Genomic DNA, 24,535 nt, shown 5'->3' on the forward strand with positions numbered 1-24,535 from the left:
AAATGGTTAGGGTCGCTCGCGCGGTTTCAGGGCATCCGTTAGCACGGGCCCCCTGCTGTGGCTGGGATAAGGCGCGCCGAGCAGGTAGGCCAAAGTCGGAGCCATCGAAACGAGGGTTTGCGGCATGTCGATTTTGACGCCTTCCCGGACGCCATGGCCTGCCATGAAAAACGGCACCCACCGCTCCCCTTCATCCAGGTGTCCGTGACCGCCGATGCCGATCGCTTGTCCATGGTCCGCGCATACGATGATCGTGGCTTCCTCCATCAAACCCCGGCTGTCGAGCCAGCCGACGAACTCTTCCAGCAGGCGGTCGGCTTGTTCGATTTTTGTCCGGTACTCGTCATATAACGCGCCTCGGCTGTGTCCGATTTGATCCGTGCCGATGAGCTGGAGCACAAGCAGGTCGGGATTGCGCTGCTCCACCACCTGCTTCGCCAATTCGACGGCCATCGGGTCGGCCTTGTCATAGTGCGCGACCGCCGTTACCGCGTCCACATCGTCGCCCATGGAGTCGATCAGGTGGGCGATGCCGACCAACCTTCCCGTTTTGCCGACCTTCCGGAGCGAGTCGAAAATCGTTTCCGTCCGGACGCCGAGCCTCCACACCATGTTCGATGCTATGCCGTGCTCCTTCGGATACGTGCCCGTGAACATGGAAGAGAAACAGACGACCGTCCGAGCCGGATACACCGTCTCCATGGCGGTGTATTCCGTACCTTGGGCGCGCAGCTTCTTCAAGAACGGGGCGTCCGCCTCCTCAAACCTGTCCTTGCGCATGCCGTCGACGACGAGAACGTACACTTTTTTGCTCACGGCACCGGTCACGGGCGGCAGCGTCTCCGGCGATTCCCGGCGCTCCTTCGGCTTCCAGTCGAACAGATAACGGTGCAGCAACCAAGCATAGATAAGCACCGCGCATCCGAAAACGATCGCTTCCATCCATGCCGCCGATGTCGGTCCGAAGGGATTGCGGCTCCACCGGTAGAGCATTTCCATCATGTAGAGGAGCAGCATCGTTTTGGGAAGCTGTTCTTGGGCATTGCCGCTCGTGGAATCGCTGTGCTGCAGGACGAGTTTCCAGAACCGCGTGAAATTGAGCCAAGAGGTGCCGATCCGCAAGTGATAGTAGAATGTGCCCCAGAAAAACACCGTAAAAAAGAAAAACAGCCCGATTCCGGCCAGCCAGAGCGATAGCGTCTCGCGGGCGCCTCCCCATAGGACGATAGCCGCGACGAGCGGGAGCCACAGGTAATTCCGGAGATATAAAGGGAAGTCGTAGATGAAGTAGGCGTAAAAAAGCGGGAGCGTTCCGAGTAACGCTACCGCCAGAGCGGTCCAGAAGCCGGCGTTGGTCCAGCTGTCCGCGTGGTAGAGCAGGAAGGTGCCGAGCACGAAAATCGGCGTAAACGGACGTCCTTCGTTGAGCAGGTTCCATGCGCGAGCGGCGATGATTTCGAATCCGGAAGCCCTTTTCATTGGGCAGGCTCCTCCTTTCCGGTACGGCGGCTTCGGAGCCACCGGGTGATATCACGCGTTCCGATCGGAAGGATGAGCCAGGAAACGGCCCCTGCCGCGAACGCGAATAGGAATTTATAAGCGTGCGAGACGACCGCGGCGGTAAGGGCGGCGGACCGCTCCTCGCCAAGAGCGGCCAACGAGGCCGACATCGTCGTCTCGTACGTCCCGATCCCGCCCGGCGTCACATGGAACAGCTGGCCGGCCACCGTCATGCTGTTGACCCAGACAGCTTCACCGAAAGGGATCTGAGTCTTCAAGGCGATCAGCACTCCGAATGGAACGACAGCCTCGAACACCCAGCTTGCGGCTGTGATCAGCCAGGCCTGAAACGCTCTCCGCGTTCTCAGTCGCCGGAGCAGCAGGAGCTGCCTTTCTGCGAATCGGATGCCGCGTTGGTTGGCGAAACGAAGTCCTGCCAGCAGGAGGATCAGGCCGAGCACCGCCGCCCCGGCGATGAAGAAACCGCCGCCCGGAACCCAATCGACGCCGAGTACGGCTAATCCGATTCCCCCGAACAGCAGAAGAACGGATATATCCATCACCCTCATGACCGCGACCGTGTGGAGTGCCTCGTCCCAGTTTTGGCGCTCTAGTTTGGCAGCCAGACCGGTTCGAACGAGGTCGCCTGCTTTGATGGGGAGCAGGTGGTTGATGAAGAGGCTGTAACCGAGCGGCGCGACGTGTTTCCACGCGGATTGCCTGGCATTGGCGTACAGCTTCCAGGCCGCGGATTTCAGCAGGAACGACGCGGCGTAAGCGATTGTCATGATCACGAGTATTCCCGGTGATCGGAGCAAGGAGGAGAAGGCGGCCGACAGCTCGCGGACCTGCAGATAACGTCCCGCCAACCAAGCGAAAACCGCCAGCATCGCGACGCCGACGGCTCCCCGCAGTATTTTCGCTATCGAAACCATCGCTTTTCCTCCGATTAGAGCTTCGCAGAGTTGTCCGCTGCTACGGCGGCGATTATAGATGAGAACAATTCTCAACATTCTACTTAGTATACTTGCGGGCGCCCACAGCGTCAAATGAGTGTTTGCCTGGTATTTCCTGGGATGCGGGTTTACCTGGGGTAAACTGGGATAAAGAGAATTATTCTGGCTGAGTCTGCGTGAGTCTGGGTGAGTCTGGTGAGTCTGCGTGAGTCTGGGTGAGTCTGGTGAGTCTGGTGAGTCTGGTGAGTCTGGTGAGTCTGGTGAGTCTGCGTGAGTCTGGGTGAGTCTGTTTGAGTCTGCGTGAGTCTGGATTGTCCCTATGGTTAGCCCTGAAGACTACGCTACCGAAGGCTTCCATTCCATTTAAAGGGAAAACCTCCCATTAAATTGCGTCGATGAGTCGATTTGAACGATATTTGTGGGAAAACTCACCATTAAATACACGCATTCTCCGAAATACCGTCCTTATAGCAAATATTAGTGGGAGGTTTTCCAACTAATTGATCCAGGACCTCTTACTGAAGTGATTAATGGGAGGTTTTCCCACTATTCTTTTTTTCTAACCTTCCCGATCACGCTTCGCCACGAGATGTTCCGCGATTTTGCGCCCGTGAAAGCGGCCGCTTTCGATAAAGATCTCGTTCGCGTCCCTCCCCGTGGACACGACTCCCGCCAAATACAAACCGGGAACGTTCGTCTCCATCGTATCGGGGTCATGAGTCGGGGGGATATCCCCATCCGGCGCTTGGACGCCCATCGCACGCAGAAAGCCGCGATCCGGTCGGAAACCCGTCAGGGCGAGCACAAAATCGCACCCGAGTTGTTCGGTGTTGCGGGCGGTTTGAATGGTTACCTCATCCGTACGAATCGCGATCACACGAGATTGGAGCCTGAGCTCGATTCTCCCCTTGCTCACCATGCTGTCGAAGATCGGCCGTACCCACGGTTTAATGTTCGCGGAGACCGATTCTCCTCGGTAAACTACCGTCACCTTGGCTCCGACGCGTTCCAGCTCCAGCGCGGCATCCACCGCGGAATTGCTGCCGCCGATGACCACGGCCCGCATGCCGGCGTACGGATGCGATTCGCGGAAAAAATGCGTCACGTGCGGAAGCTCCTCTCCCGGAATGCCGATCCGGTTCGGATGATCGAAATAACCCGTGGCCACGACGACCGCTTGAGCCCTCGTCTCCAACGCTTCTCCGCTGCGCCGGACGGACCGTACGATAAACGCCCCGTCCTCCGTCCGTTCCACGGCCGTCACTTTCTCGTACCTGCGAATCCGCATGTTGCGCCGCTCGGAGACGATGCGGTAATAATGAAGCGCTTCAAGCCTGGACGGCTTATCGTGCGGGGTAATAAATGGAACACCCGCAATCTCCAGCAGCGCCGGCGTACTGAAAAACTGCATATTCGTCGGGTAACATGTGATGGAATGGACGATGTTCTCCTTCTCGATGACGAGCGGATCGAACCCCTTATCCTGCAGCTCCGCGGCGGCCGACAATCCGCACGGCCCGGCCCCGATGACAACGACATCCTCGATCCTCACGTTCTCGCACTCCCTGTTCGTGCTTTTTCTATTCTGTAAATTTTACTTCAACGCTGGTCGGGAAGCAAAAGGAGGAGGAGGCACTTTGTCCCGCCAACCCGCCAAAATAATGTCTCTCCGTCACGATTCCGCTCTTTATCCCGCCAAAACGCCAAAATAATGTCTCTCTGACACTATCCCTCGCATTCTCCCGCCAACCCGCCAAAATAATGTCCCTCCGTCACGATCCCTTGCAACGTCCCGCCAACCCGCCAAAATTATGTCTTTCCGCCACTATTCCTCGCATTCTCCCACCAACCCGCCAAAATAATGTCCTTCCGTCACTATCCCAAGCATTGTCCCGCCATACCGCCAAAATAATGTACCTCAGTCACTACCCCCACGCAATGTCCCGCCAACCCGCCATAATAATGTCCCTCCGCCACTATTCCTCGCATTCTCACGTCAAGCCGCGAAAACAATGTCCCTCCGTCACTCTTATGCTCTTTATACCAATGAGCCCTCACCTTTCGGAATGACACTCTTAAAACTCGCCTAATTGGCGCACACAGCACCATCCACCGCTCGCCCCACGCACGCAAAAAGCCCGCAGCGCAAACCCCCGAGGGGGCCGTGCTGCGGGCTTTCCCGCCTAACAGCTTATTCGCCGCCGGCGGCCGTGATCCGGCTGAGCGCGCGCTGCAGAGCGAGCTCCGCGCGCTTGTGGTCGATCTCGGTCGAGCGGTCGGCCAAGCGGCGCTCGGCGCGTTCCTTGGCCTGGCGGGCCCGGATTACGTCGATGTCCTGGCCTTGCTCGGCCGCTTCCGCCAGGATCACGACTTTGTCCTTGCGGACTTCCATGAAGCCGCCATGGACGGCCATGTATTCGTCCTTGCCGTCGATCTTGGCTTTCACGGGCGCGATCTTGAGCGGCGTGACGAGCGGAATGTGGTTCGGCAGAATCCCGAGCTCACCCGCAACGCCCTTCACGACGACCATGTTCACGTCTTTCTCGTAAACCTTGCGTTCCGGCGTGACGATTTCGAGTCGTAGGGTGCTCATTTCGATTCCTCCCTGGCCGGCGGCGGATTAAACCGCAGCAGCGAGCTTTTTGGCTTTCTCGACGGCGTCTTCGATTACGCCGACGTTGTGGAAAGCCGGTTCCGGGAGATCGTCATGCTTCCCTTCGAGGATCTCTTTGAAGCTGCGGATCGTTTCTTTAACCGGTACGTAAACGCCCGGGATGCCGTTGAAGGCTTCGGCGACGTGCAGCGGCTGCGAAAGGAACAGCTGAACGCGGCGCGCGCGGTGAACGACGAGCTTGTCTTCCTCGGACAATTCGTCCATCCCGAGGATGGCGATGATGTCGAGAAGCTCTTTGTAGCGCTGCAGCAGACGCTTGATGCCTTGCGCGACGTTGTAGTGCTCTTCGCCCAAGATTTCGGGCGCCAGAATCCGGGAAGAGGACGCCAGCGGGTCGACCGCCGGGAAAATCCCCATCGCCGCGATGTTACGCTCCAGGTTGGTCGTCGCGTCCAAGTGAGCGAACGCGGTGGCCGGAGCCGGGTCGGTATAGTCGTCCGCGGGCACGTAGATGGCCTGGATCGACGTGATCGAACCTTTTTTGGTCGAGGTGATGCGCTCTTGCAGCTGCCCCATCTCGGTAGCCAGCGTCGGCTGGTAACCTACCGCGGACGGCATCCGGCCGAGAAGCGCGGATACTTCCGAGCCCGCTTGCGTGAAGCGGAAGATGTTGTCTACGAACAGCAGCACGTCGCGGCCTTCTTCGTCGCGGAAATACTCGGCCATCGTCAGGCCCGTCAGGGCGACGCGCAGACGCGCTCCCGGCGGTTCGTTCATTTGTCCGAATACCATCGCCAGCTTGGAGATAACGCCGGACTCCGCCATTTCGTGGTAGAGATCGTTCCCTTCGCGGGTACGCTCGCCTACCCCGGCGAATACGGAGATACCGCCGTGCTCGGATGCGATGTTGTGGATGAGCTCCTGCATCAAGACGGTTTTGCCTACGCCGGCGCCGCCGAAGAGGCCGATTTTGCCGCCCTTGGTGTAAGGAGCGATCAGGTCGACGACCTTGATGCCCGTTTCCAGCATTTCCGTCTGCGTCGAGAGGTTCTCGAACGTCGGAGCGGAACGGTGGATCGGATACGTTTTCGATTTGTCCGGTTCACCTGCGTTGTCGATCGGCTCGCCCAGCACGTTGAATACCCGTCCCAGCGTAACCGGTCCGACCGCAATCGTGATCGGAGCGCCCGTATCCACGGCTTCCATGCCGCGAACGAGACCGTCCGTGGATGACATGGCAACCGCGCGGACCAGGTTGTCGCCCAAGTGAGTCGCGACTTCTACCGTCAGGTTGATGTCGCGTTCGTTGGCGTTTTGCGCTTTATGCTCAATTCGGATTGCATTCAGGATCTCGGGCAGATGGCCGTGGTCGAATTCGATGTCGACGACCGGACCCGTAATCTGAATGACGCGTCCCTTGCTCATGCTTTTCCCTCCTTGACATTTCCCAAATAAGAAGCCATCTCATCCCCGGGCATACGGAAGCGGATGCTGATTCCTTATTTGGGATCCCATATACTGCCTGCCTTCTAATCCTTTATTGCTGCGCGTTGGCGCCGCCGACGATTTCCGCGATTTCCTGTGTGATCGCCGCTTGGCGCGCGCGGTTGTAGGTCAGCGTGAGTTGCTGAATCATCTTCGAGGCGTTCTTCGTCGCGTTGCCCATCGCCGTCATCCGAGCCCCGTGCTCGCTCGCCTTGTTGTCGAGCAGCGCGCTGAACACCAAAGTCTCCGCGTATTTGGGAAGCAGCACTTGAAGCACTTCCTCCGCGGACGGCTCGTATTCGTAGTCCGCCTTCGCGCCGCCGGCGCCGCCGAGCTCGCTCGCGTCGAGCGGGAGCAGCTTCTGCAGCGTCGGGATTTGCGTGATGGCATTGCGGAATTCGTTGTAGACGAGAACCAGCTCGTCGTACGTTCCGTTCTCGAATCCCTGGACGGCGGCAGCCGCGATCGGTTTCACGTCCGCGAACGTAGGAGAGTCGGTCATCCCGGTCACTTCCTGCGCGATCGGGATATTCCGTCTCCGCAAGAAGTCGCGGCCTTTGCGCCCGATGACGAAGACCGAATATTGATCTTGCGAGCTATGCTTCTCGCGAATCGTAATCAGCAGCTTGCGGAGCAGGTTGGTGTTGAGTCCGCCTGCGAGCCCGCGGTCCGAAGTGATCACCAGGTAGGCCGTGCGCTTGACCTCGCGGGTCTGAAGCATCGGATGCTTCACGCTGCCGGAGCCGCCCGCGATGCTGAACACCACCTCGCGGAGCTTGTCGGCGTAGGGCCGGGAAGCGAGCGCCGCGTTCTGGGCGCGCTTCAGCTTGGCGGCCGACACCATCTCCATCGCCTTGGTGATCTGCTTCATGTTCTGCTTGCTCTTGATCGAGCGTTTGATTTCGCGCATGCCTTTAGCCAATCCAAATCACCACCTTATTGCCGGGCCGCCCCCCATCGGACGGTCCCGGCCGCCTGTATCGCGTCTTAAGCCGTTACGGCAAAACCTTTTTTGAACGCACCGATCGCTTCCACGAGCGCTTTCTCGTTATCGGAAGTCAGGTCTTTCGTATCGCGGATCGACGCGTAGATTTCCGGACGGTTGGCATCCAGGTAGCTCAGGAATTCCGCTTCGAAACGGCGGACGTCCTGTACCGGAATGTCGTCGGTGTGGCCTCTCGTGACGATGAACAGCGATACGACTTGGCGCTCAACCGGAAGCGGCTGGTTGATGCCTTGTTTCAGGATTTCCAGGGTGCGCACGCCGCGGTTGAGGCGCGCTTGCGTCACCTTGTCGAGGTCGGAGCCGAACTGCGCGAACGCCGCGAGCTCACGGTATTGGGCCAGGTCAAGCTTGAGCGTGCCCGCAACCTTCTTCATCGCCTTGATCTGCGCGGAGCTTCCGACGCGGGAAACGGAAATCCCTACGTTAACCGCCGGACGTTGGCCGGAGTAGAACAGGTCGGCTTCCAGGAAGATCTGGCCGTCCGTGATGGAGATAACGTTCGTCGGAATGTAAGCCGATACGTCGCCCGCTTGCGTCTCGATGAACGGCAGCGCGGTCAAGGAACCGCCGCCGAGCTCGTCGTTCAGCTTCGCCGCGCGCTCGAGCAGACGGGAGTGGAGATAGAAAACGTCGCCCGGATAAGCTTCGCGGCCCGGAGGACGGCGGAGCAGCAGGGACAGCTCGCGGTATGCCGCGGCTTGTTTGGTCAAGTCGTCGTAGATGACGAGAACGTGCTCGCCTTTGTACATGAAGTACTCGCCCATCGCGCAGCCCGCGTACGGCGCCAGGAACAGCAGCGGTGCCGGTTCGGACGCGCTGGCGGACACGACGATGGTGTAGTCGAGAGCGCCCGCTTTGCGGAGCGTTTCGACGACGCCGCGGACGGTCGACTGCTTCTGGCCGATCGCGACGTAAATACATTTCACGCCGTTGCCCTTCTGGTTCACGATCGTGTCGATCGCGATTTGGGTTTTGCCCGTTTGGCGGTCGCCGATGATGAGCTCCCGTTGGCCGCGGCCGATCGGGATCATCGAGTCGATCGCCTTGATGCCGGTCTGCATCGGCTCGTGTACGGATTTACGGGCCATAACGCCCGGGGCCGGGGACTCGATCGGACGGAACGCGGTCGTGGCGATCGGGCCGTTGCCGTCAATCGGTTGGCCGAGCGCGTTGACGACGCGGCCCAGCATTGCTTCGCCAACCGGCACTTCCATGATGCGGCCGGTGCGTTTGACCTGGCCGCCTTCTTTGATATTCGTGTACGGACCCATGATAACGACGCCGACATTGTCTTCCTCGAGGTTGAGGGCCATGCCTACGACGCCGCCTTCGAACTCGAGGAGTTCGCCGGCCATACATTTTTCCAGACCGTGGACGCGGGCAATCCCGTCACCGACTTGAATGACGGTACCGACGTCAACGACTTGGATATCGGATTGGTAATTCTGGATTTGCTGTTTGATCAGCGTGCTGATCTCTTCAGGCCGAATACTCAACTCGTTTCACCCCTGTTTCCTACGACGCAACCGCTGGCCAGCGGCTCGCCGCTGCCGGTTGTCGTTGATATATTACACGGACGTTTGCAATTGCTTGGAAAGCCGATCCAGCTTGCCGCGAAGGCTTCCGTCGTACAAGGTATCCCCGATGCGGACGGTAAGCCCGCCAAGCAGCTCTGCATCGACGACGTTTTCTACGCGTACGGTTTTGCCGGTCAGCGCGCCGAATTGGGCGGCCAGCTTGCTCTTGTATTCCTCGGACAACGGCTTGGCCGAAGTCACGAGCGCGTCGGCGCGTCCCAGGACGCTGCCCGACACGATGCGATAGGCATCGAGCAAGGAGGCGATCTCGCTCTGGCGTCCGCGTTCGATCAGCAGGCTGATCGTATTCAGGACGATGGAGGACGCTTTACCGCCGAATGCGGCTTGAATCGCCTTCACCTTGCTCTCCGCCGTAATGCCCGGAGCGGCCAGGAAAGCGCGGATTTCCGCGTCTTTGCCGGTCGCTTCCACGATCGCTTGCAATTGGGTTTCCGTTTCCGCCACAAGCCCTTGTTCGCGGGCCAGCTCGAACAGCGCCTTGGCATAGCGCCGCGCTACGACCGTCCCCCGGCTCATGACTTGTTCCCTACCTCTTGGAGATATTGTTCGACCAGCTGCTGCTGGGTTTGCTCATCGACTTGCTTCTCGATGATCTTGGAAGCGATCAGGACGGACAGGCCGCTGACTTGCGCCTTGAGCGCGGCGACCGCCTTGTTCTTCTCGCTCTCGATGTCGCGAAGCGCTTCTTCTTTCAAGCGGCTCGCTTCGCTGCGTGCAGCCGCGAGAATTTCGTCCGCTTGCTTGGAGCCCGTCGACTTCGCTTGCTCGATGATGTCGTAAGCTTCCTTGCGGGCTTGTTGCAGGGCTTGCTTCTGCTCTTCGATATATTGGTTCGCTTCATCGCGGTTCTTCTGCGCGTTCTCCATCTGTTCCAGGACCATCTGGCGGCGTTTCTCCATGACTCCGAACAATGGCTTGAAGGCGTAACGCTGAAGCAGGAAGAACAGGACCGCGAAGGCGACCAACTGGATCAGGAAATTTTCCCATAAGAAATTCAACGGAACTTCACTCCTTTCACACGGCTGAACTCATCTTGCTCGGGTTAATGGCAAAAGGAAGGCGAGGAGGCAAGTGGCACTCCGCGCCCTGCAGTTTATTGATGGTTACGCCGACCACATGAAAGCAAGGACGAGCGCGATGATCGGCATGGCTTCTACCAGACCGACGCCGATGAACGCGGTAGCCGTCAGGGTGCCGCGAAGTTCCGGCTGACGGGAGATGCCTTCTACCGTTTTGCTGAAGATCAGACCGTTGCCGATACCTGCGCCCAGGGCGCCCAGACCGAATACGATACCTGCTGCCAACATGCCGTAAATTTCCATTGTGTAAATCCTCCTCGAAAATGGGTTTGTAGATTTTAATGGCTTTCTTCATGAACGATGGCTTGAGAGATGTAAACCATCGTGAGCATGGTGAATACGAACGATTGGATCGCGCCTACGAAAATACTGAATCCTTGCCACAGCAGCATCGCCGGAATGCCGACCCAGCCCATGCCGAGAATGACGCCGATCATGACCTCGCCCGCGAAAATATTGCCGAATAGACGCAAGCCGAGCGTCAGAGGCTTGGAGACGATTTCGATCAAGTGGATCGGTAAGAAAACGACATTCGGGTTGTGCGTATAGTGCTGCAAGTAGTGCTTGGTGTTGTGGCGCAAGCCTTGCACGTGCGACAGGACGATGACGATCAAAGCCAGAGCCATGGTCATCGAGGCATCCGCCGTCGGCGACTTCCACCAAGTGAAGGCCAGATGCTCATGCTCGCCCGTAACGAACAAATGCATGCCGAAGAATGTTGCATGGTCCGCATCGTGCGCTTCCGTGACGATCCCGATCGGCAGGCCTAGCATGTTGGACACGAAAATGTACAGAATCAGCGTCAAGCCGAGGGCCAAGTAAGGTTTGCCTTTCTTGAAATCCATCGCTTGTCCGATGATGCCCTGAACGAATTCGACGACCCACTCCAGGAAGTTCTGGAGCTTGCCGGGGTTCTCCACCGACAGATTCCGCACGGCCAGCCGGCACAAAATAAGGACGACAAGGCTCGACAGGACGATCATGAACAGGGCGGACAAGTCCAATCTGAATCCGCCGAGGTTAAGCAACGGAGCTAAATGTTCCATCTTATTGCTTCTCACCCCTTTCATCGGAGGCGTGACCGCCGGTTTGGCGGCTTATGGCTGATAATCCCAATATCAGTGTGACCAACGGCCCCGCTAATAAACCGGCCGCCGTCGCCGGGAGATTAAACTCCAGGTAGCGGACGGAAATCACGGCCGCCAGCACGCCGATGGCGGCGCGGGACACGAAGCCGAACATGCCGAATCGGCTGCGCTGCCCGCCCGCGGCTCTCGCCGCGATGGCCGAAACCTTCCAAGCCAGGTGCAAGGAAACGAGGAAGCCTCCGGCCACGCCCATGAGGAAACCTCCGAAAACCGGCTTCCAATCGGGGCGGAACGCCCAACCCAAGCAACCCAAGGACAAAAAAAATAGCGTCATGCGCGCGTTTCTCCGCATCAAAGAAGGCAAGTCGTTCATCACGGTCTCCGTTTCCCCGAGAACTTGCGGATCGTCGTCACGGCGGTGCCGATTCCGGCAACCAGTCCGGCGATGACGCCGGTCAAGTACCCGTAATCGGTTCCATTCCGGTCGTCATATAGCGTTCCCAGCCACCAGCCAAGCACCACGCATACCGCGAATTCCACTCCCAGTCCCATGACAAGGCCCGCGGTTTTCCACGGATTTTCGTCTTGGGGCGGCTTGGACCCGTGCGGAGAGTCCGTCATCCTTACTCGCTCCTTCGATGCCCATGTCGTCGAAACGGCTTGTCAAGTAAGCCCTTTCTCCCCCATGTTCCACGTTTTATTGTATCTTTCGGTTACAACGTTTGTCAATGAAACCAAATTCAAAAATTGTGTGAACGGACAAGCCCGAAACCCCTGTCAGATCAAGACTTCCGAGGTTTTTGAACCGTACAGTTCCACTGTATGCTGTATGTTCCCGCCGCGCTGCCGCGCCTCCCGCGGATCGTTTTCCAGGTTTCGGATATATCGGTTCTTAACCCGCATGCCGCCAAACGCAAAAAGGGAACCCGATCCGCCGCCGTTTAAGCGCGGAGAGGTTCCCATTCCTGCGGACCGGGTTTACCGGAACGAATCCGGCCGGTCCCCGCGGCCGAAATGATGAAGGATGGCTTGCACGATGCGCTTGGACGCTTGGCCGTCCCCGTAAGGATTCGCGGCTTTGCTCATCCGCTCGTAAGCGGCGCTGTCCGTCAGCAGCGCCCGCGCCCGGCCGTATACCTTCTCTTCGTCGGTGCCGACGAGCTCCAGCGTGCCGGCCTCGATGCCCTCCGGCCGCTCCGTCGTATCGCGCAGGACGAGCGTCGGAACTCCGAATGACGGGGCTTCCTCCTGAAGCCCCCCCGAGTCCGTCATGATCATGAAAGCGTGCGGATAGAAATTGTGGAACTCGAAAACGTCCAACGGCTCGATCAGCTTCACGCGGGGGTGATCGCCGAGAATCTCATTCGCCGGCTCGCGCACGGCCGGGTTCGGATGCACGGCGTACACGACGGCGACGTCCTCGAATTCGTCGGCCAGCCGCTTCACCGCGCGGAAAATGTTGCGGTGCGGTTCCCCGATCGCTTCGCGGCGATGCGCGGTCATCAGGATCATCCGTTTGCCCTTCGCCCAATCGAGCACGGGATGCCGGAAGCTCGGGTCGACCGTATATTGGAAAACGTCCGTTGCCGTGTTGCCCGTCACGTAGATGCGGTCCGCCGGCTTGTTCTCCTTCAGCAGATTGCCCGCGGACCATTCCGTCGGCGCGAAGTGGACGTCGGAGAGGACGCCCGCGAGCTGACGGTTCATTTCCTCCGGGTACGGGGACAGCTTGTTCCAGGTCCGAAGCCCCGCTTCGACATGGCCGACTTGTATTTGCTGGACGAATGCCGCGTAGCTGGCCAGAAAACACGTTTGGGTGTCCCCGTGCACGAGCACGATGTCGGGCTTCGATTCCGCGAGGACGGGCTCGAGCCCCTCCAATACGCGAACGGTCGTGCCGGTCAGCGTCTGCCGGGGCTGCATCACGTTCAAATCGTAATCGGGACGGATCTTGAAAAAGTCCAGCACCTGGTCCAGCATTTGGCGATGCTGCGCGGTTACGCAGACAATCGGTTCGATTTGCTCCGGATATTTGCGCAGTTCGAGCACGAGCGGCGCCATCTTCACCGCTTCCGGACGGGTGCCGAATACGGTCATGACCTTGATCTTGCTCACGTTGGGGTCTCTCCTCCGCTCAAACTAATTGGTGCCGTACAGCCGGTCGCCCGCGTCTCCAAGACCGGGCACGATGTAGCCGTGTTCGTTCAGCCGCTCGTCCAGCGCCGCTAAATAGATGTCCACGTCGGGATGGCGCTCCTGGACGGCCTTCACGCCCTCCGGCGCGGCGATGAGGCACATCAGCTTCGTCGGCCGGCAGCCTCTCTTCTTAAGCAGGTCGATCGCGGCGTTCGCCGACCCGCCCGTGGCCAGCATCGGATCGATGACGATCAGCTCCCGCTCCTCGACATCCGTCGGCAGGCTGACGTAGTATTCGACCGGCTGCAGCGTATCGTGGTCCCGGTACATGCCGATGTGTCCCACTTTCGCGGAAGGCAGGATTTGCAGCACTCCGTCCACCATGCCCAGCCCCGCGCGCAGGATCGGCACCAGCCCCATCGTTCTGCCGGCAATGCGGCGCCCTACGGCTTCCGCGACCGGCGTATGTACCGCAATCTCTTCCAGAGGGAGATCCCGTGTCAACTCATAGGCCATGAGCATCGCCACTTCGTCCACCAATTCGCGGAATTGCTTCGTATTCGTTTCCTTGTCGCGTATGATCGTCACTTTATGCTGAATCAGCGGATGATCGCAAATCACGAGTCGCCCCATGATTTTCCTCCCTCTCGTTCTCTGCCCCAAAACACGGCGATGTCGATTTTACTTGCCCTTCATTATAGCATTGTCTCCCGAACCTTGCGAACCGGCCCCGAATCCGCACGGAATCCGGGACATTCGCATAGCATGGAGCATCGATAACAGGGAGGAATACCTATGCAGCCTGCTCCGGCAAGAGAGGGCGAATCGCGGATTTACCAGGCGGATTCCGCTTGGTGCGAGCAAGTCCGGTCCGCAAGGGAGAAGCTGAGCCGCGTTTGCGCCCGTTGCTCGAACCGCCTCGTCCGCGTGCAGACGATCGACGGGCACGTTTACGAAGGAACGGTGGTCGGAACGAGCGGAAGCTACTTGTATCTGATGCCCAGGGACACGCGCTTCTTCGGCCCTTGGGCGGCCGGCTTCATCCTGCCGCTCGTGCTGTTCGATCTGCTCGCCATTACGCTGTTGATCTAGCCGCGGCGCTCGGCCGCCCGCCCTTGGCGGGTTTTGTTTTTTGGGCATGAAATGAAGAACGGACCGTTTGCAACTTCGCTTCATTTTCGGATGCGGCTTTCTTTTTTGCAGTGGGGGTTGGATTCCGGTAAAATGGAGAACATATCCTATCCCCTTGCGTCAGGAGGCGTTCGCATGAGCCGTTTGGGCCAGCCCTTCTCGCTGAAAAGCCTGAACCTGAAAAACCGGATCGTAATGAGCCCGATGTGCCAATATTCCGTCGATGCCGAAGACGGAGCTCCGAACGACTGGCATTTCGTCCACTACGCCTCGCGCGCCATCGGCGGCACCGGCCTCATTATGATGGAAATGACCGACGTCGAGCCGGACGGGCGGATCTCGAACCGCGACCTCGGCTTGTGGTCGGACGGGCACATTCCCGCTTTCCGCCGCGTCATCGACGAAATCCATCGTCACGGTGCCAAGGCGGCGATCCAAATCGCGCACGCCGGGCGCAAAGCGCTGGACGCGGAAGTTCCCGTCGGCCCGGGAGACGAGCCGTTCGCTCCCGACGCGAAGAGACCGCGGGCGCTCACGACGGAAGAAGCCTGGCAGATGGTCGATAAGTTCGCCGATGCCGCGCGCCGCGCCGTGGAAGCGGGCGTCGACGCCATCGAGCTCCACGGCGCGCACGGCTACCTCATCCACCAGTTCCATTCCCCGGGCATCAACAAGCGGACGGACGCGTTCGGAACCGACCTGGCGAAGTTCGGCGTCGAAGTCATCCGCGCGGTGAAAAAAGAGATGCCCGCCGATATGCCGCTTATGATGCGGATCTCGGCAGTCGAGTACATGGAAGGCGGATACGGTCTCGACCACTCGCTTGAGCTGTGCCTCGCCTATCGCGACGCGGGCGTCGATCTGTTCGACGTCTCGTCCGGCGGCGAAGGGGGTCCGCCAGGCCCGCGGAAACCCGGCAATTACCCCGGTTACCAGCTCCCGTTCGCGCGGGCGGTCAAGGAGAAGGTCGGCGTGCCGGTCATCGCCGTCGGCCTGCTGGACGATCCGGCCCTGGCCGAACATGCCGTCGCCGGCGGGGACGCCGACCTCGTCGCGATCGGTCGCGGGATGCTGCGCCAGCCGTATTGGGCGGTCGACGCCCTGCGCAAGCTGGACGGCAAAGCCGACGTGGTCAAGCCGTATCAGCGCGGATATTGAGAAGCCCGATTCATGCGAAAACCTCCCTCTCGATCAGAGGGAGGTTTTTGCTTTCGCCGTCCCGGACGGCTCTGCCGATCAGAGCATAAATACAACTAGATTTTCTCGATTTGCCGTTTTTCGAAGCGCTAAGAGCTGAAATACATTTATTTTTCGCCAAAGCTTCATTTTTCTGCCGAAACTCGCTGCGCTAATTGCATTTTGGTCTGTAGTCATCGGATTTTGAGGGAAATAAGACGGATTAACTGTATATAGGTTCTTAGGCCCACTAAGAATGCATGGCCCTCTCACCCAGCACCTCCTTCAAACAAAAACATCCCGCTCCACCGCAAAGCGGAAACGGGATGTCGGACGCACATTCCGGTTCTTAATACGCGAGGTCCGGATACAGCGGATACTGTGCGGCGAGGTCGCGCACCAAGCCGCGGGCCTTCTGCAGCGTGGCCTCGTCCTTCGGGTTCTTGAGCGTCATGGCGATGACCTTGGCGATCGTCTTCATCGCGCCGGCGTCCATGCCGCGGGACGTGACGGCCGGCGTGCCGATGCGGATGCCGCTCGTGACGAACGGGCTCGTCGGGTCGAACGGAATCGCGTTCTTGTTGACCGTGATCGCGACGGAGTCGAGCACGTGCTCCGCGTCCTTGCCCGTGATGTTCAGGTTGCGCGTGTCGATCAGCATCAGGTGGTTGTCCGTGCCGCCGGAAACGAGGTTCAGGCCTTCGGCCAGCAGAGCTTCGGACAAGACCTTCGCGTTGGCGACGACATTGCGGGCGTAATCCTTGAAGGACGGCTGAAGCGCTTCGCCGAGCGCCACCGCTTTGGAGGCGATGATGTGCATGAGCGGACCGCCCTGCGTGCCCGGGAAAACAGCCTTGTCGATCGCTTGCGCCCACGGCTGGCGGCACAGGATCAAGCCGCCGCGGGGACCGCGGAGCGTCTTGTGCGTCGTCGTCGTGACGAAATGCGCGTGCGGCACCGGGCTCGGGTGCTCGCCCGCGGCCACGAGGCCGGCGATGTGGGCCATGTCGACGAAGAACAGGGCGCCCACGTCATGCGCGATTTGACCGAGCTTCTCGAAATCGATGATGCGAGGATACGCGCTCGCGCCGGCCACGATCATGCGCGGACGGTGCTTGAAGGCCGCTTTGCGGACCTCGTCGTAATCGATCGTGAACGTAGCCTCGCTCACGCCGTAAGCGACGAAGTTGTAAAGCAGGCCGGAGGCATTGACCGGGCTGCCGTGGGTCAAGTGGCCGCCGTGCGCCAGGTTCATCCCGAGCACGGTGTCTCCCGGTTGCAGCGCGGCCAAGTAGACGGCCATGTTCGCTTGCGCGCCGGAATGCGGCTGCACGTTGGCATGATCGGCGCCGAACAGCTCCTTCGCGCGGTTCCGCGCGATGTCTTCGGCGATGTCCACGTACTCGCAGCCGCCGTAATACCGTTTGCCCGGATAGCCTTCGGCGTATTTGTTCGTCAGCACCGTGCCCATCGCTTCGAGGACGGCGCGGCTGACGATGTTCTCGGAGGCGATCAGCTCGATGTTGTCGCGCTGGCGGCCCAGCTCCAGGTTCAACGCTTTGACGAGTTCGGGGTCTTGCTGGCGCAAATGTTCCATTTCGGAAAACCTCCTGAATTTGAATGAGAATTTATTGCACTTATCCGCCCGAGTTCGAGTTCATCACTCGCATGTATCGCTCGGCGGCTCGGCAGCAGGAAGCTGGTATACGGCGCGCGCTCCGCCGATCAATTTCGGACGGCTGTACGCCGCGGTCAGGCGGGCTTCCCCGATGAAGCGGACGGACGGGCGGAAAGGAACCGCGACGGCGCGCAGATGCATGCCGATCAGCGTCTCGCCGATATCGAGGCCCGCGTGGGCCCGAACGCTTTCGACCAGGCAAGGGTCCTTCATTTGCCGGTACGCATAGGCTGCCATCGAGCCGCCGGCTTTGGGCACCGGGACCGCCGACACGATCGTCCAGTCCATCGCTTCGGCCAAGGACCGTTCCGCCACCAATGCCCGATTCAAATGCTCGCAGCATTGCCAGACGACGTCGAAGCCGATTCGGCTCCGGACACGGTCCACGCCGTCGTATATGGCGGAAGCGACCGCCTCCGTTCCCGACGTGCCGATGCGGCGGCCTTGCACCTCACTCGTGCTCGTGCCGATCACGACCAGCCTGCCGGAGCGGATGCCGCCGGCGGCCGCCAGCTCGTCAAGCGCCTGCTCGACCAGATCGGCGATGGGTCTCTGTTCCGTCTCCATTCGCGGTCACCTCCACGAGATAAGGCCGTCTGACGTACGACCGCGGCGATCATGCCGCGAATCCTGCGGGATTACGGATGCAAAGCCTGCTTGTTTTCCAGCTCCATCACTTTGCGGATTCGGTTCTGATGCCGCTCTCCCCGGGAGAACGGCGTGTCCAGCCATACCTTGACGATCTCTTCCGCGACGCCGGGCCCGATCACCCGCTCGCCCATGGCCAGCACGTTGGTGTCGTTATGCTCGCGGGTCGCCTTGGCCGAGAACAGGTCGTGCACGAGCGCGCAACGGATCCCGGGCGTCTTGTTGGCCGCGATGGACATGCCGATGCCCGTGCCGCAGATCAGGATTCCTCTCTCCGCCTCGCCCTTGACGACCATTTCGCAAACGGGAATCGCGTAGTCCGGGTAATCGACCGAATCGGCGCAGTCGCAGCCGACGTCGAGCACTTCGTGTCCCTGCTGTTTCAGGTACGGAACGATGACGTCTTTCAAACGGTAGCCGGCATGATCGGCACCAATCGCAATTTTCATGGATAACTACCTCCGCTTCGCTGTCATACAAGGTATTATACCTGAATCGGGTGCAGGTCAACAGTTGGGCTCCGCCGCCTGCCCGGCGGGTCCGGTCCGCGCATTCCCCCTCGAACCCCGGATAAAAGACAAAAAAGAGCGAACGCGCTATGAAGCGCGTTGCTCTTCGCCCAGGCGACCGGCCGTAATTCCGATGCTCCCCCGTGGTTCCACCCACTTCGCGTCGCCAGTCACATCGGAACTTTGAATTGTATTTTCATCATAACGGAGCGCAGCGGAAAAATCAATCGGATTTCGGCGAATCCGGTCCTTTCAACCTTCAGATCCGTCCCCTGGGCCCAGTTTGTCCACCACGCGGCGCAGCGCCCCCTCGATCTCGTCCGCGCTTCGCTCGTATACATCCGGCGGCCCTCCGAAAGGATCGGCGATGTCGAAGTCGGGCAAACGCCGCTCCAGCTCCTCCAGCCGCTTCCGGTCGGCTTCGCCGAAGGGCTGCCCCGTGGCCAAGCTCACTTGCCATTCGGCATAAAGCCGCTCCGCTTCTTCCACGTCGTCCATCGAAGCGTCGTCCCGGAGCGCGAATTCCTTGAGCGTGTAGGTTTTGCCGGCAGCTGCCGGATGGCGCTGGATGATCGCCCGCTTGTGGGACGACGTCATCGCCAGGATGAGGTCCGCCCAAGCGACTTCGTTGGCGGTCAAGGACCGGGAAGGACCGGGAACCGGCAGATTCCGCCGGCGAAGCGCCGCGGCCGCGTGGGGAGAAACCGGATTCCCGTCCATTGCCCCCACGCCGGCCGAGCGGATCTCAAGCGGCTTGCCGGCCTGCCGCGCCATTTCCCGCAGCATCGACTCGGCCATCGGACTCCGGCAAGTGTTGCCCGTGCAGACTAACAGAACGTTTCGCATGTTCTCCCCCTCCCTTCCATTAGTTTATTCATAACAGAAAAAGCAGCCCGAACGCAAACAAGATCACGCCGCCGAACGCTTCTCCGTACCCGCCGAGAGAATGGCCGACCTTGCGGCCGAGCAACAAGCCGAGCACGCTCATCAATCCCCCGAAAAAGCCGAACATGAGCACCGTGAACAAGAGATGCCCGGAGAACATTCCGAGCGATACCCCCACCGAAAAAGAGTCGATGCTGACGCTTAAGGAGAACACGAGAAGTCCCCACCCCGTGCGGTGGTCGATCGATTCCGATTTGTCCCCCCGCAGGGAGCTGTACACCATATGCCCGCCCAGCAGCAGGAGAAGAGCGCCTGCGGCCGAGGTCGCCACACCGCCGAGCAGCGAGCTGACGTATTGCCCCGTCACCATGCCGCCGAGCGGCATCAGGATATGGAACAGCGCGATGACGGAACTGAGCTTGATCACGTCGAGCAGCCTGACGCCTTTAAGCCCGATGCCGATGCCCAGCGAAAAAGCATCCATGCCCAGCGCGGCAGCCATGAGCAGGATGGCGATCAAGTGGCCGGCGGACGCGGACATCTCCAACATAGCTTATCCCCCCCGCGCGATCCGGAAACGGCGGCTGCCGCCCGCGGACGCGAAATCCGCCTACGCTCTTTACTGAGCATATGCGGACAAGACGGGGAACATGACCCGCGCAAGGGACAAGTTAGCTTACGCCTTGCTTCCCGACGACCCTCTCGCGGCCTCCGGCCGCTTTGCGCATGCGGTTCATGAGCGCCGAGCCGATGCCCTCCTCGGGATATCCTTCCGCCACGATGAAGTCCAGCCCCAGGCCGTCGCATTCGCGCAGCGCGGCGTACAGCCGTTGCGCCGCCGTTTCGGGCGCGCGCCGGGAGCCGCAAACCACGATTTCGTCGGCGGCTCCTTCGTACCGTCCGGCATGCTCGGCCGCGGCGAGGATCCCGACCCGGCGTCCTTCCCGGCGCGCATCCGCCGCCTCTTGGCGGACCGCGGCGACCACGCCTTCCGGGTCGTCGCCGGTGACCAGCAGCATCTCTCCCCGGGGCGCGTAATGCGTATATTTGACGCCCGGGGAGCGCGGCCCGGCCGTGGCGGACGCGTCCGCCTCCCGTTCTCCGGACTCGACCGGCGCATCGGGACCCGCTGCGGCTTGCAGCTGCTCCCGGGTGACGCCGCCCGGCCGGAGAATATGGATGACGCCGTCCACCACCCGGACCACGGTCGACTCCAGTCCGACGCCCGTCGGCCCGCCGTCCACGATCCCGTCGATCCGGCCGGCCAAATCCTCCGTCACGTGCCGGGCCTCCGTCGGGCTCGGACGTCCGGAACGGTTGGCGCTCGGCGCGGCCAGCGGACAGCCGGACAGCTCGATCAGCCGTCTGGCGACCGCGTGCGACGGCATCCGTACCGCGACCGTATCGAGCCCCGCCGTCACGAGGGGAGATACCGCCCCTGGCCGGACGGGAAGGACGAGCGTGAACGGTCCCGGCCAGAAAGCGCGAGCCAGCCGCCGTTCGATCTCGTTCATGGATTCGGCGAGCGACTCCGCCTCGGTCTCCGACGCGACGTGCACGATCAGCGGATTGTCGGACGGACGTCCTTTCGCTTCGAATATTTTGGCAACCGCGGAGGTGTTCCGGGCGTCGGCGCCGAGGCCGTACACCGTCTCGGTGGGAAAAGCGACAACGCCGCCGGCGGCGAGCGCCGCGGCGGCTTCCTTCAAGCCGGAGGACGAATCTTCCGCCGGCCAATATTTCGTTTCCGTCATCATTTGGGGATCCATCCTCGGACGGCCGCGGGAATCTGCACCCGTACGCCGCCTTATTTTCTAAGAGAAATTATAGCATAATCTCGCACGCTTGCGGCCGGGCAGAGGCGAGGGCACCTCCGGTTCCCGTCCGCGATGAGGAAAATCCGCTCCATCCCCCGACGCTTTCCGTTTCGGCATATCCCCCTCGCTCAGGAGAAGATCGAGCTCAGGAGAACATCGATCCCAGGAGAAGATCCAGCTCAGGAGAAGATCGACCCCAGGAGAAGATCCAGCTCAGGAGAAGATCGACCCCAGGAAATCGCCCAGCTTCTGCAGCAGCTCCCACAGAAAGAACCGGGCTTCCGGTTTCTCCGAATCTTCACCGTCTTCAGCATCCGCTGCGGCTGCCGATTTGGACGGCAGGGAGGACGTTTTCGCGATTTTGCCCGCCGATGATTTGGCGCTCCCCTTGCCGTCGGCTTTGGCTTCCGTTTGCTGCGCCGGGGCTTGCTCTTCCGATTTCGTCGCCGCGGTCAGGCAGAGCGGAGGAAACAGCACGCACCACCAGTTTGCGCCTTGTCCGCCTCCAAGCGAAATGCGCAGCGCTTCGTAATCTCCGGCGGCGTATTCGCGGCCTTCGAACGTTTTTCCCGGGAACGGGACTTGGGCGAGCTCCGTCGTCGCGCGGTAGGAGACACCCCAATCGACGAGCGTTTGGTCAGCCGTTTGCTGGATTTCGTCCAGATGGGACGCGATTAGCGCGCGCGCCTCGTCATGCGTGGCGGGCATCGCTCCCCAGGACTCGATCACTGCGGCGACCCGGTCGCGAACGTCGCCTTTCACTTTCTGGTCAAAGGCGGAATCGGAGTTGGCGAGAATCCGGATACGGATGGCATCAGGGGGGATCGGATCCTCCGTTTCCGTTGAGGCAGTTGCCGATGCGGCAGCCCCCAACGCGGAGGACAGGCCGGCCAGAAGAACCATGAGGGCCAAAGCGGCTTTAACGGCGGCAGACATAGAGAATTTCGAAATGGCGGCAGTCAGCAAGGCAAGGAAATTAGAAAAATGATGGCCGAGACGTCGCATAGTGGTTCTCTCCCTTGAGCACCCGTCGGCGCCCGCTATGCGTTCCGGAACGTCTTAGCCATCAGTATGTCCACTCGGCGAATCTATAAACCTAGCAATTCTCGAAAATGAGGCGGGAAGAGCGTCCCGATGTAACGTTCCGCGAAGTCACGATACCCCTGCACTATCGCAAAAATAAAGTATTGTGAAGTCACTATTTTCAACAGGCGCTTTAAGCCGTTCTCACAGGCTTAAACCTCGCCATACGCCCCTCACCAGACACTTTAAGCCGTTCTCGCAGTCTAAACCTCGCCATACGCCCCTCACCAGACACTTTAAGCCGTTCTCGCAGTCTTAAACCTCGCCATACGCCCCTCACCCGACACTTTAAGCCGGTCTCGCAGTCTTAAATCTCGCCATACACTCCTCACCCGACACTTTAAGCCGGTCTCGCAGTCTTAAATCTCGCCATAAGGGTACCGTCAAGAAGTCTGTGTAGTAGGATTATCCATCGGCGGAGATAAGCTCGCCCGACGAGCTTAACAGTACCCTGCACGCTGCCGCGCGGCGGAGATAAGCTTGCCCAGCGAGCTTAACTGCATGCATACACTCCTCACCAGACACTTTAAGCCGGTCTCGCAGGCTTTAACCTCGCCATACGCCCCTCACCAGACACTTTAAGCCGTTCTCGCAGTCTAAACCTCGCCATACGCCCCTCACCAGACACTTTAAGCCGTTCTCGCAGGCTTAAACCTCGCCATACGCCCCTCACCAGACACTTTAAGCCGTTCTCGCAGGCTTAAACCTCGCCATACGCCCCTCACCAGACACTTTAAGCCGTTCTCGCAGGCTTAAACCTCGCCATCGCCCCTCACCCGGCGCTTTAAGCCGTTCTCGCAGGCTTAAACCTCGCCGAGGGATCCCTTCTAATACCGGTTTAACGAAACTCCTTCCGTTATTTCAGCGAAATCGCGATCCTTCGAGGGAATAGAGGAACCTCCGTTCCGTTATTGATGCGAATCACCGTACCGCGATTACGTGCCGTTGAATCCCGGCGTAATCGACGACGAAGCGGATGTCCGTCCAATCCGCCGCGGCGCGCAGCAACGCCGCCACTTCTTCGGCTTGTCCGGCGCCAACCTCCCACGCAACCAAACGGGGCAGCCGCGGCAGCATGCTCAACTGTTCCGCCATGCGGCGGTATGGCTCCAATCCGTCATCGCCGCCGTCCAGCGCGAGATGGGGCTCATGCTCCCGCACTTCCCGCTGCAAGCCTGGCAGGTCGCGAGATGGAATGTACGGGGGATTGGACACGAGAATGTCGATCGGCGGCCCCTGAACGAAGGGGATAAGCAGGTCACCAAGCACGAAGGAGATACGGCTCATAACGCCGTGCAATGCCGAGTTGTCCCGTGCCATCGCGATCGCGTCTGCGGACAAATCGCTGGCCGTCACCCTCCACCCCGGTCGTTCGGCCGCCAGCGTCACCGCCAACGCGCCGCTGCCGGTTCCGACGTCCAGCACGTGCGGAAGCCCCGGTGCCGCGCCAGCGCCTCCGGCTGCAACAACATTCGCCGCTGCCATTCCTCTATCTCCCTTGTCAACGTTCCGGCTCTCACCGGCCCGCTCTCCATCTCCCGCCGCTGCATTCCGGCTCTCACCGGCCCGCTCTCCATCTCCCGCCGCTGCATGCAGGCTCTCACCTGCCCGCTCTCCATCTCCCGCCGCTGCATGCAGGCTCTCACCTGCCCGCTCTCCATTTTCCGCCGCCGCATGCAGGCTCTCACCTGCCCGCTCACCATTTCCCGCCGCTGCAGGCAGGCTCGTACCTGCCTGCCTACCCTCGGCCGGCGGCCATAGCCGGTCGGCCTCCGCCAGCACGGCTTCCGCGAGCAGCTCCGTCTCGGGCCGGGGAATGAGCACCGCGGGGCTCACCTCGAAGCGCCGCCCGTAAAAATATTGCTCCCCCGTCAAATACTGCACCGGTTCCCCCGACGCCCGCCGCCGCAGGAACGCTTCCCAAGCCTCGTCCAATTGCGCGTCCTCCGGCCAAGGCTCCCGCCAGTCCCGGAGCAGCTCGGCCTTGCTCTTCCCGAGCAAATGCAAAAGAAGAAGCTCCGCATCCGCGGCCGCTTCTTCGATCCCCGCTCTCTCCAACCTGTCCGCGCCGAGGCGCCAAACTTCCCGCAGCGTCTGCCCGCCGCGAACTCCCTCAACTCCGCCCAAACCGGGAGCCTCCTTGCCG

At 60.5% G+C, this 24,535-nt stretch carries 25 protein-coding genes, 1 pseudogene and 1 riboswitch; of the genes and pseudogenes, 2 read left to right on the forward strand and 24 right to left on the reverse strand.

The genetic code is table 11. From position 1 onward, the window contains the following. Positions 1 to 6: 6 nt before the first annotated feature. The 15 genes from GE107_RS07685 to upp form a co-directional block, all read right to left on the reverse strand. Positions 7 to 1,479 (reverse strand): alkaline phosphatase family protein, encoded by a 1,473-nt coding sequence (locus GE107_RS07685; protein WP_219639110.1) that lies wholly within the window; start codon positions 1,477 to 1,479, stop codon positions 7 to 9. Beyond that, on the reverse strand, positions 1,476 to 2,435 hold the full coding sequence (locus GE107_RS07690) for a lysylphosphatidylglycerol synthase transmembrane domain-containing protein (RefSeq protein WP_219639111.1): 960 nt from the start codon (positions 2,433 to 2,435) through the stop codon (positions 1,476 to 1,478). Before GE107_RS07690 ends, GE107_RS07685 begins: the two co-directional genes overlap by 4 nt. A gap of 580 nt (positions 2,436 to 3,015) precedes the next feature. Further along, positions 3,016 to 4,002, reverse strand: coding sequence for a YpdA family putative bacillithiol disulfide reductase (locus GE107_RS07695; protein ID WP_219639367.1), 987 nt, complete (start codon positions 4,000 to 4,002; stop codon positions 3,016 to 3,018). A gap of 645 nt (positions 4,003 to 4,647) precedes the next feature. Beyond that, positions 4,648 to 5,049: a F0F1 ATP synthase subunit epsilon gene (locus GE107_RS07700; RefSeq protein WP_219639112.1), complete on the reverse strand. Its 402-nt coding sequence runs from the start codon at positions 5,047 to 5,049 to the stop codon at positions 4,648 to 4,650. Between the two features lie 27 nt (positions 5,050 to 5,076). Next, complete coding sequence (gene atpD / locus GE107_RS07705) at positions 5,077 to 6,495, reverse strand: F0F1 ATP synthase subunit beta (protein ID WP_219639113.1); 1,419 nt, start codon at positions 6,493 to 6,495, stop codon at positions 5,077 to 5,079. A 112-nt stretch (positions 6,496 to 6,607) separates the two neighbouring features. Then, positions 6,608 to 7,477, reverse strand: coding sequence for an ATP synthase F1 subunit gamma (gene atpG, locus GE107_RS07710; protein WP_304516722.1), 870 nt, complete (start codon positions 7,475 to 7,477; stop codon positions 6,608 to 6,610). Positions 7,478 to 7,542: 65 nt separating this feature from the next. Further along, a complete protein-coding gene (gene atpA, locus GE107_RS07715; protein WP_219639114.1) occupies positions 7,543 to 9,057 on the reverse strand; it encodes a F0F1 ATP synthase subunit alpha in 1,515 nt (504 codons plus the stop codon). A gap of 72 nt (positions 9,058 to 9,129) precedes the next feature. Then, on the reverse strand, positions 9,130 to 9,675 hold the full coding sequence (locus GE107_RS07720) for a F0F1 ATP synthase subunit delta (protein ID WP_219639115.1): 546 nt from the start codon (positions 9,673 to 9,675) through the stop codon (positions 9,130 to 9,132). Further along, positions 9,672 to 10,157, reverse strand: coding sequence for a F0F1 ATP synthase subunit B (gene atpF, locus GE107_RS07725; protein ID WP_219639116.1), 486 nt, complete (start codon positions 10,155 to 10,157; stop codon positions 9,672 to 9,674). The genes GE107_RS07720 and atpF overlap by 4 nt, the downstream gene beginning before the upstream one ends. 105 nt (positions 10,158 to 10,262) lie before the next feature. Next, positions 10,263 to 10,481, reverse strand: coding sequence for a F0F1 ATP synthase subunit C (gene atpE / locus GE107_RS07730; RefSeq protein WP_219639117.1), 219 nt, complete (start codon positions 10,479 to 10,481; stop codon positions 10,263 to 10,265). Between the two features lie 35 nt (positions 10,482 to 10,516). Next, positions 10,517 to 11,284 carry a F0F1 ATP synthase subunit A gene (gene atpB, locus GE107_RS07735; RefSeq protein ID WP_219639118.1) on the reverse strand — a complete coding sequence of 256 codons (768 nt, stop codon included), beginning with the start codon at positions 11,282 to 11,284 and terminating at the stop codon, positions 10,517 to 10,519. A gap of 1 nt (position 11,285) precedes the next feature. Continuing rightward, on the reverse strand, positions 11,286 to 11,660 hold the full coding sequence (locus GE107_RS07740) for an ATP synthase subunit I (RefSeq protein WP_219639119.1): 375 nt from the start codon (positions 11,658 to 11,660) through the stop codon (positions 11,286 to 11,288). 38 nt (positions 11,661 to 11,698) lie between these two features. Continuing rightward, positions 11,699 to 11,947 carry an AtpZ/AtpI family protein gene (locus GE107_RS07745; protein ID WP_219639120.1) on the reverse strand — a complete coding sequence of 83 codons (249 nt, stop codon included), beginning with the start codon at positions 11,945 to 11,947 and terminating at the stop codon, positions 11,699 to 11,701. Positions 11,948 to 12,304: 357 nt separating this feature from the next. Continuing rightward, on the reverse strand, positions 12,305 to 13,441 hold the full coding sequence (gene wecB, locus GE107_RS07750) for a non-hydrolyzing UDP-N-acetylglucosamine 2-epimerase (protein ID WP_370636302.1): 1,137 nt from the start codon (positions 13,439 to 13,441) through the stop codon (positions 12,305 to 12,307). Between the two features lie 24 nt (positions 13,442 to 13,465). Next, entirely contained in the window at positions 13,466 to 14,095 is a 630-nt protein-coding gene (gene upp / locus GE107_RS07755; protein WP_219639121.1) for a uracil phosphoribosyltransferase, read from the reverse strand. A gap of 162 nt (positions 14,096 to 14,257) precedes the next feature. Here upp and GE107_RS07760 point away from each other — a divergent pair, with 162 nt between their 5' ends. Both GE107_RS07760 and GE107_RS07765 read left to right on the forward strand, forming a co-directional pair. Further along, on the forward strand, positions 14,258 to 14,554 hold the full coding sequence (locus GE107_RS07760) for a hypothetical protein (protein WP_219639122.1): 297 nt from the start codon (positions 14,258 to 14,260) through the stop codon (positions 14,552 to 14,554). Between the two features lie 174 nt (positions 14,555 to 14,728). Next, positions 14,729 to 15,751 (forward strand): NADH:flavin oxidoreductase/NADH oxidase, encoded by a 1,023-nt coding sequence (locus tag GE107_RS07765; protein ID WP_219639123.1) that lies wholly within the window; start codon positions 14,729 to 14,731, stop codon positions 15,749 to 15,751. Positions 15,752 to 16,118: 367 nt separating this feature from the next. On the opposite strand, the gene GE107_RS07770 is transcribed toward GE107_RS07765, so the two are convergent. From GE107_RS07770 to GE107_RS27070, 9 genes and pseudogenes are all read right to left on the reverse strand, one after another. Continuing rightward, positions 16,119 to 17,366: a serine hydroxymethyltransferase gene (locus tag GE107_RS07770; protein WP_219639124.1), complete on the reverse strand. Its 1,248-nt coding sequence runs from the start codon at positions 17,364 to 17,366 to the stop codon at positions 16,119 to 16,121. Positions 17,367 to 17,429: 63 nt separating this feature from the next. Next, positions 17,430 to 18,014 (reverse strand): TIGR01440 family protein, encoded by a 585-nt coding sequence (locus GE107_RS07775; protein ID WP_219639125.1) that lies wholly within the window; start codon positions 18,012 to 18,014, stop codon positions 17,430 to 17,432. A 71-nt stretch (positions 18,015 to 18,085) separates the two neighbouring features. Beyond that, complete coding sequence (rpiB, locus tag GE107_RS07780) at positions 18,086 to 18,544, reverse strand: ribose 5-phosphate isomerase B (RefSeq protein ID WP_219639126.1); 459 nt, start codon at positions 18,542 to 18,544, stop codon at positions 18,086 to 18,088. A 161-nt stretch (positions 18,545 to 18,705) separates the two neighbouring features. Then, positions 18,706 to 18,788, reverse strand: a riboswitch (ZMP/ZTP riboswitch). A 68-nt stretch (positions 18,789 to 18,856) separates the two neighbouring features. Next, positions 18,857 to 19,450 (reverse strand): low molecular weight protein arginine phosphatase, encoded by a 594-nt coding sequence (locus GE107_RS07785; RefSeq protein ID WP_219639127.1) that lies wholly within the window; start codon positions 19,448 to 19,450, stop codon positions 18,857 to 18,859. Positions 19,451 to 19,478: 28 nt separating this feature from the next. Further along, complete coding sequence (locus tag GE107_RS07790) at positions 19,479 to 20,039, reverse strand: manganese efflux pump MntP (protein ID WP_219639128.1); 561 nt, start codon at positions 20,037 to 20,039, stop codon at positions 19,479 to 19,481. A 121-nt stretch (positions 20,040 to 20,160) separates the two neighbouring features. Next, the gene (locus tag GE107_RS07795; protein WP_219639129.1) at positions 20,161 to 21,246 is read right to left on the reverse strand and encodes an L-threonylcarbamoyladenylate synthase; all 1,086 of its coding nucleotides are present in this window, start codon (positions 21,244 to 21,246) and stop codon (positions 20,161 to 20,163) included. 273 nt (positions 21,247 to 21,519) lie between these two features. Beyond that, the gene (locus GE107_RS07800) at positions 21,520 to 22,311 is read right to left on the reverse strand and encodes a stage II sporulation protein R (protein WP_219639130.1); all 792 of its coding nucleotides are present in this window, start codon (positions 22,309 to 22,311) and stop codon (positions 21,520 to 21,522) included. 999 nt (positions 22,312 to 23,310) lie between these two features. Continuing rightward, positions 23,311 to 23,874, reverse strand: coding sequence for a N5-glutamine methyltransferase family protein (locus tag GE107_RS27065; RefSeq protein ID WP_370636322.1), 564 nt, complete (start codon positions 23,872 to 23,874; stop codon positions 23,311 to 23,313). A 264-nt stretch (positions 23,875 to 24,138) separates the two neighbouring features. Further along, positions 24,139 to 24,516: pseudogene (locus tag GE107_RS27070) on the reverse strand (class I SAM-dependent methyltransferase); the annotation flags it as partial. Between the last annotated feature and the right edge of the window lie 19 nt (positions 24,517 to 24,535).

Origin of the sequence: Cohnella sp. CFH 77786 (assembly GCF_019400745.1) — a bacterium.
Taxonomy (GTDB): Bacteria; Bacillota; Bacilli; order Paenibacillales; family Paenibacillaceae; genus Cohnella.

Excerpts from the sequence above, each read along its gene's own strand:
- GE107_RS07685 (WP_219639110.1), bottom strand. The coding sequence starts at position 1,479 with ATGAAAAGGGCTTCCGGATTCGAAATCATCGCCGCTCGCGCATGGAAC.
- GE107_RS07690 (WP_219639111.1), bottom strand. The coding sequence starts at position 2,435 with ATGGTTTCGATAGCGAAAATACTGCGGGGAGCCGTCGGCGTCGCGATG.
- GE107_RS07700 (WP_219639112.1), bottom strand. The coding sequence starts at position 5,049 with ATGAGCACCCTACGACTCGAAATCGTCACGCCGGAACGCAAGGTTTAC.
- atpD (WP_219639113.1), bottom strand. The coding sequence starts at position 6,495 with ATGAGCAAGGGACGCGTCATTCAGATTACGGGTCCGGTCGTCGACATC.
- GE107_RS07720 (WP_219639115.1), bottom strand. The coding sequence starts at position 9,675 with ATGAGCCGGGGGACGGTCGTAGCGCGGCGCTATGCCAAGGCGCTGTTC.
- atpE (WP_219639117.1), bottom strand. The coding sequence starts at position 10,481 with ATGGAAATTTACGGCATGTTGGCAGCAGGTATCGTATTCGGTCTGGGC.
- atpB (WP_219639118.1), bottom strand. The coding sequence starts at position 11,284 with ATGGAACATTTAGCTCCGTTGCTTAACCTCGGCGGATTCAGATTGGAC.
- GE107_RS07740 (WP_219639119.1), bottom strand. The coding sequence starts at position 11,660 with ATGACGCTATTTTTTTTGTCCTTGGGTTGCTTGGGTTGGGCGTTCCGC.
- GE107_RS07745 (WP_219639120.1), bottom strand. The coding sequence starts at position 11,947 with ATGACGGACTCTCCGCACGGGTCCAAGCCGCCCCAAGACGAAAATCCG.
- upp (WP_219639121.1), bottom strand. The coding sequence starts at position 14,095 with ATGGGGCGACTCGTGATTTGCGATCATCCGCTGATTCAGCATAAAGTG.
- GE107_RS07760 (WP_219639122.1), top strand. The coding sequence starts at position 14,258 with ATGCAGCCTGCTCCGGCAAGAGAGGGCGAATCGCGGATTTACCAGGCG.
- GE107_RS07765 (WP_219639123.1), top strand. The coding sequence starts at position 14,729 with ATGAGCCGTTTGGGCCAGCCCTTCTCGCTGAAAAGCCTGAACCTGAAA.
- GE107_RS07770 (WP_219639124.1), bottom strand. The coding sequence starts at position 17,366 with ATGGAACATTTGCGCCAGCAAGACCCCGAACTCGTCAAAGCGTTGAAC.
- GE107_RS07775 (WP_219639125.1), bottom strand. The coding sequence starts at position 18,014 with ATGGAGACGGAACAGAGACCCATCGCCGATCTGGTCGAGCAGGCGCTT.
- rpiB (WP_219639126.1), bottom strand. The coding sequence starts at position 18,544 with ATGAAAATTGCGATTGGTGCCGATCATGCCGGCTACCGTTTGAAAGAC.
- GE107_RS07785 (WP_219639127.1), bottom strand. The coding sequence starts at position 19,450 with ATGCGAAACGTTCTGTTAGTCTGCACGGGCAACACTTGCCGGAGTCCG.
- GE107_RS07790 (WP_219639128.1), bottom strand. The coding sequence starts at position 20,039 with ATGTTGGAGATGTCCGCGTCCGCCGGCCACTTGATCGCCATCCTGCTC.
- GE107_RS07795 (WP_219639129.1), bottom strand. The coding sequence starts at position 21,246 with ATGATGACGGAAACGAAATATTGGCCGGCGGAAGATTCGTCCTCCGGC.
- GE107_RS07800 (WP_219639130.1), bottom strand. The coding sequence starts at position 22,311 with ATGCGACGTCTCGGCCATCATTTTTCTAATTTCCTTGCCTTGCTGACT.
- GE107_RS27065 (WP_370636322.1), bottom strand. The coding sequence starts at position 23,874 with ATGGCAGCGGCGAATGTTGTTGCAGCCGGAGGCGCTGGCGCGGCACCG.